Annotated in this window: 4 protein-coding genes; 2 read left to right on the top strand and 2 right to left on the bottom strand. The window is 39.1% G+C overall.

Annotation, left to right across the window (positions count from 1 at the left end; translation table 11 throughout):
- Positions 1-280: 280 nt before the first annotated feature.
- Complete coding sequence (locus AC2JBO_RS43875; protein ID WP_496959901.1) at positions 281-1,402, bottom strand: tetratricopeptide repeat protein; 1,122 nt, start codon at positions 1,400-1,402, stop codon at positions 281-283.
- Between the two features lie 191 nt (positions 1,403-1,593).
- Between AC2JBO_RS43875 and AC2JBO_RS43870 the strand changes: the two genes are divergently transcribed.
- Both AC2JBO_RS43870 and AC2JBO_RS43865 read left to right on the top strand, forming a co-directional pair.
- Positions 1,594-2,688 (top strand): glycoside hydrolase family 3 N-terminal domain-containing protein, encoded by a 1,095-nt coding sequence (locus AC2JBO_RS43870; RefSeq protein WP_496959900.1) that lies wholly within the window; start codon positions 1,594-1,596, stop codon positions 2,686-2,688.
- A 251-nt stretch (positions 2,689-2,939) separates the two neighbouring features.
- Positions 2,940-3,194, top strand: coding sequence for a hypothetical protein (locus tag AC2JBO_RS43865; protein WP_496959899.1), 255 nt, complete (start codon positions 2,940-2,942; stop codon positions 3,192-3,194).
- A 109-nt stretch (positions 3,195-3,303) separates the two neighbouring features.
- Here the strand turns inward: AC2JBO_RS43865 and AC2JBO_RS43860 are convergent, their stop codons facing one another.
- Positions 3,304-3,567: a type II toxin-antitoxin system VapC family toxin gene (locus AC2JBO_RS43860; protein ID WP_496959898.1), complete on the bottom strand. Its 264-nt coding sequence runs from the start codon at positions 3,565-3,567 to the stop codon at positions 3,304-3,306.
- Positions 3,568-3,615 lie beyond the last annotated feature (48 nt).

The following is a 3,615-nucleotide window of genomic DNA, read 5'->3' as shown; positions in this document are numbered from 1 at the left end:
AACTGGAGTTTAGACTATTTTGACAAATCAAGCCGCCAAACCCTTATCCAGCAAGGCTTTTATGATTTATTGACTGTTTCTAATTCCAAAGTCTAGAATGCTTGCTACACAAGGGTTTTAGATTATTTAGTCTAAACTCCAGTAATGAAAAGCAGTATGAACAAAAAACGCCTTTATTCCATTAAAGTCAACACCCTAGGTTAAGGCGCCTGTGATTGGTAGCGCATAACAGGGTATATAGGTATACAGGACAGGCAAGAATGCCTGTTTCACAAGAAAGTTATAGTTTTACAATTTGTTGGAAGCGCTTGTTGTTACGTAAGGCTTTTAAGTCTGGGTCTGTTTTTGCTGCGGGTAGATATTTGTAAGGATTTAGTTTTATTGCTTGGGCTATCCAATCGACTGCTAAACTTGTTTTACCTTGACATGCATAACAGTAGCCTTTGTTGTACATACCGTTTGCGTGGTTGGGTTTGATTTGTAATGAACGGTCGATGTTTTGATGCGCTTCGTTATATTTACCGAGTTTGGTAAGGGCGTATCCTCGGTTATCCCAAGCTTCATAGTTGTTTGGGTCTACTTCTACGGATTTGGCGTATGAATCTATTGCTTCTTTGGTTTTTCCTAGGCGCCGTAAAGCGATACCACGATTGTACCAGGTTTTAGTATCGTTTGGCTCGATTTTTATCGCGCGGTCGTAGCAAGTTAATGCTTCAGCATCATTTCCCTGTTGACTTAATAATAGTCCACGGTTGACCCAAGCTGGTGAATATGTGGGGTCAACTTCAATCGCTTTATCATAACTTTCAATGGCTTCTTGTATTTTTCCCCAAACCATGAAAGCACAACCACGATTAAACCATACTGCTGGGTCATCGGGTTGGATACTTATTGCTTGGTCGTAGCTACGAATAGCTCCTTTGAAGCGTTTTAAGTTGGTTAAAGCGTTGCCACGATTTGTAAAGGCTTTATAATAACTAGGGTTAAATTCAATCGAGCGTTCGTAAGCGTTTAATGCTTCGGTATGGCGCCCTAATTCAAATAAAGAGTTACCGAGTGAGTCCCAACTTTCGTAGTCGTAAGGTAGAAATTCGAGCAATTCTTTAAAGCCTTCGATGGCTTCTTTGTGCTTACCTAATTCTGCTAATATTAAACCACGATTAAACCAGGCACGACGGTCTTTTGGGTTGAGTTCTAAAGCACGATTAAAATTTTCTATTGCTTCAGTGTTACGTTTGAGGTGTCCTAAAACTAAACCTCGGCAACTGAAAGCATCTGCGTAGTTTGGGTCATGTTCTATGGCTGCATTCAATGGTTCTAGTGCTGCTGCAAATTCGCGCGCTTCTAGTAAACGGGCGCCTTCGGAGAGTAAGTTTTGAGCGGTTAAATTTTCTTCGTTCATGAGCATCAACCTGATTTAATGCCGTACAAATAATTATAGTGTATGGTAGGATTTTTAAGATTTTTACCACAGAGTACGCAGAGGGCACAGAGAAGAGACGACACAGAGTAGAGACGCGATTAATCGCGTCTCTACAGAGATTTTATTTTCGATATTCTTGTTATTTATGATACAACCACAGGAGAAATGTGATGTCTAATTTGTCTCAACTGGAAAGATTTGGGAATCACCTGCTTATTGGTGTTTCTGGTACTCACTTAAACGATGATGATAAAAGGTTACTTAGTACGGTAAAACCTGTAGGGATTGTATTTTACGGTAAAAACTTTCAAACTGGGCGCCATTATGAAGATTGGCTAGAAACTTTTAAATCACTAAGCGCGCAAATTCGAGAGTATGCTGAAAGGGATGCTATGTTTATGACGCTTGACCATGAGGGTGGTCGAGTTCATCGTCCCCCAATGCCAATTACTCGTTTTCCAGAAGCTTATTTAGCGAAGCAGAACGCGCGTGAAATTGCTGCATGTGCTGCAAGAGAACTTAAATCAATGGGTATTAACGTTTCGTGGGCGCCTGATGCTGATATTTATTCTAATCCGAATAATCCAATTATTGGCACGCGCGCTTTTGGAACTAGTCCAGAGTCAGCGAGTGAAGGTGCCAAATTATATTTAGAGGGGCTGCGTGATGAAGGTATAATTGGTTGTGCAAAACACTTTCCCGGACATGGTGATACAAGTACAGATTCGCATTTAGAGTTACCTATACTTCATTTAACAAAGGAAGAATTACAAACGCGCGAACTAAAACCTTTTCAAACTTTAATTGGCGCCGAAGTTCCAATGGTGATGACAGCACATATTTTATTTCCGAAAATAGATGCGGATGTGCCTGCGACTTTATCTAAAACTATTTTAACAGGAATACTTCGCGAAGAATTAGGATTTGAAGGGGTAATAGTATCAGACGATTTAGACATGAAAGCTGTTGCTGATATGTACGCAAAACCAGGAACGGTAACACAAACTTTTAACGCTGGGTGTGATTTATTCATGGTATCACGTAATTTACCATCGTCATCAATAGAAAGAACAATTGCTATTGCACAAGACTTTGCTGACTCTATTAATAATGGTAGTTTGGATGAAAAGATTGTAGAAAGTGCTAAGACACGTATTGATAATCTTTTGGCTATGACTAGACAGTATGAAGCTTATGTGCTGGATAAAGATGTTTTAAGGCGCCATGCTTCCTTGGTAATTGATTGTGTTTATAGTGATTCTTAATTATAAAATCCCCCCAACCCCCCTTATTAAGGGGGGCTAAAATTCTCTTAAAGTCCCCCTTATTAAGGGGGATTTAGGGGGATTCAACTTAAATTCTACCTAGCACCATGAGCGTGATTGTAAATTATTCGACTTGAAGACGCATTTGAAAGATTTATTAATGTACAAGAAGGTATTGCTAACTTGCGAGCATCTCTTGATAGAAAATAAAGTTGCTAAACTAGATTCAAGTATCTTCTGTGAGAATTGGTATGCCTGAGTCAGTACGCTATATTACTAATGAACGTGGAGAGCGGGTTGGTGTTGTGTTGGACTTGGATGTTTATGAACGGTTAGTCAATCCTCTGGAACTAGATGCAGATTGTTTAGTTGGCTTAAGTGTTGATGAGTTGCGCGCGTTGGCTAATTCCAAGTTGTCTACGGTAGAGCAAGCTTACTTGGATGATTTGCTAGCAAGAAATGCAGGAACAAACACGTGGTTGGTTGAACTACATGGCAAAAGCTAAAACCATTGAAGCGCAAGTTGAAGCATACAGCCAATTAAGCCAACATATAGAGAGAGATTTTCCACAACATTCAGTTGAGTTATAGCGACAAAGCAAGCGCCATACTTCTTTACCAAAGTATAGTTACAGGATAGTTTTCAAATGCGTTATCTTTACTAATTAAACACATTTCTTCCACAATGCTTTGCACTATAATTAACCTATCAAACGCATCTTTGTGATGAAAAGGTAGCTTTGTTAGCTCTTCTAAATGTTCTGCCGATATCTCAAGCAACTTTATAGCGTTGCCTTTAACTTCTCGCTCAAGTAAATCTGTAAAATTTAATCTAAGCTTTAGTTTCCCAATACTGACTTTAATGGTTCTATCGTACATAGCGTGCTAAATTTTAATTAAAATCTATAAATATGCTTGATTTACAAG

The organism is Calothrix sp. CBUCES-K 9914 (genome assembly GCF_059640475.1).
Note: the sequence above shows the minus strand (reverse complement) of the source record. Positions and strands in the feature narration are given on the sequence as shown.

Coding starts and splice junctions, on each gene's coding strand:
- AC2JBO_RS43875 (WP_496959901.1), bottom strand. CDS start 1,402: ATGAACGAAGAAAATTTAACCGCTCAAAACTTACTCTCCGAAGGCGCC.
- AC2JBO_RS43870 (WP_496959900.1), top strand. CDS start 1,594: ATGTCTAATTTGTCTCAACTGGAAAGATTTGGGAATCACCTGCTTATT.
- AC2JBO_RS43865 (WP_496959899.1), top strand. CDS start 2,940: ATGCCTGAGTCAGTACGCTATATTACTAATGAACGTGGAGAGCGGGTT.
- AC2JBO_RS43860 (WP_496959898.1), bottom strand. CDS start 3,567: ATGTACGATAGAACCATTAAAGTCAGTATTGGGAAACTAAAGCTTAGA.